The 1,671-nt window shown below is 46.2% G+C and carries 2 protein-coding genes and 1 pseudogene; 1 reads left to right on the top strand and 2 read right to left on the bottom strand.

Annotated elements, in window-relative coordinates:
• Positions 1 to 488 (bottom strand): annotated as a pseudogene (locus F6K53_RS40595) (hypothetical protein); the annotation flags it as partial.
• 231 nt (positions 489 to 719) lie between these two features.
• On the opposite strand from F6K53_RS40595, the gene F6K53_RS40600 reads away from it, so the two are divergent.
• The gene (locus tag F6K53_RS40600) at positions 720 to 1,283 is read left to right on the top strand and encodes a 3'-5' exoribonuclease (protein ID WP_293085849.1); all 564 of its coding nucleotides are present in this window, start codon (positions 720 to 722) and stop codon (positions 1,281 to 1,283) included.
• Between the two features lie 152 nt (positions 1,284 to 1,435).
• Here F6K53_RS40600 and F6K53_RS40605 read toward each other — a convergent pair.
• A partial coding sequence (locus F6K53_RS40605; RefSeq protein ID WP_293085852.1) for a hypothetical protein occupies positions 1,436 to 1,671 on the bottom strand: 236 nt, incomplete at its 5' end.

Consider the following 1,671-nt stretch of genomic DNA (forward strand, 5'->3'; position numbering starts at 1 on the left):
CTGGAGTTAAGGCGTGTTCTCTTCCGATCTGGAGACTCTAATGCCATTTCCCCTGCGACTTGATGGAAAAAGGCGAAGCGAGAGAGGGTAAATGCGATGTTCCTTTGGAACCGCTTCGCGAACGCATCCCAATCAATTTCAGGGCAATCGAAGTAATAATCCCCTACCATGGGAATAGCGATCGCAAGGGGGGAAAGCTCAGGGGATGAGGGGGGGATGGCGTGGCAGATCCAGCCCAGTTCAATCAGACGATTCAGGTAAGCATCGAACTTTTCCCGCACTTGTGTGCCATCGGTTTCTAGGATTAAGGTTTGAAGTTGCCCGGGGGTGTGGGTTCCCTGTTTGAGAGCATCTAGAGCAGTTTTTAATCCCGGTTCCGGTTGATGAAATGTCAGCTTACGGCTTGAAGATTGGAGCAGAATATTTCCCTCAACAGGGGTGAGGGTGATTTCGGGTTTGAGGGAAACAGTTAAGGATGAGAAAGTCATTCTTCCACTCAGAAGTCAACAGTAGACTGCATTTAACATTAACCCAAGCTGACAACAGATAACGAGAAGAATTGTTGCGCGTTAGCAACACCCCATCAGTGTTCAAAGTTTTCAAGGTTCAACAGTTGTGATTGAATCCTTAGTATGCATTACTACCAATTTTTTTTCCTAAATTTTCTCAGATGTTAAGGTCAAAACAATATCCTGTTAATATTTGATATAGGCAAACAAATGACAATCGAAATCTACGTCAGCACGGATATTGAAACCGATGGTCCTATCCCTGGACCTCACTCCATGCTCAGCATTGGATCAGCAGCTTTCAGGGCAAACAAAGAATTAATCGCCACCTTTACGGCTAACCTAGAACCCTTGCCAGGGGCACAAGGTCATCCCAACACCATGAGATGGTGGTCAGAAAACCCTGAAGCTTGGGAAGCATCACGAGTCAACCCAAAGCCTCCAGCACAGGTGATGCAGGCATATCACGCTTGGCTACAAGCATTACCCGGTAAACCGGTCTTTGTTGCCTATCCAGCCACCTTCGACTTTATGTTTGTCTATTGGTATTTGATCAACTTTGTGGGGGATAGTCCCTTTAAGCATTCTGCACTAGACATCCGCTCCTATGCCATGGCATTCCTAAAACGAAACTATAGCGAGTCAGGCAAGAAAAACCTACCGCCTGAGTGGTTAGAGGACATTCCCTTGACCCATGTTGCTCTTGATGATGCCATTCAACAAGGTAAGTTGTTTTGCAATCTCTTACAAAACAACTTACAGCGTGAACATTAGACTTCGCGGCAGTTGTCGGGAACAGGGAACAGCGGATCACCGGAACAGTGGACAAGAATTGACGTAAACACTATCAGAAAAATACTTTTGCAAGAGGTCTATTGATTTAGCTGGCTGGCTATGGAAAGGGATAGGGGCAGCCAGCGTCAGTATCAACTCTTGAGATCGTCAATATAAGCCTTAATAGTAGGTAGTGCTGTCATCTTTTCGTAGAAGAAATTGTTGACAATATTCATGATCTCTGATTGGATTATTTTTGCGTGGGGACCAAGGGGAACCCCCTCCTCCTGACGGCTGATGCAGCGGGATAGACGCAGCAGATGGCGCACGATCTCCAATTCCTCTTCCCCTTCCAAGACCTTGATCACTGACATAATCAGTTCATCAG

This window comes from Moorena sp. SIO4A1, assembly GCF_010672065.1.
Taxonomy (GTDB): Bacteria; Cyanobacteriota; Cyanobacteriia; order Cyanobacteriales; family Coleofasciculaceae; genus Moorena.

Bases quoted from the DNA above. Each gene is read 5' to 3' on its own strand.
- F6K53_RS40600 (WP_293085849.1), top strand. From the start codon at position 720: ATGACAATCGAAATCTACGTCAGCACGGATATTGAAACCGATGGTCCT.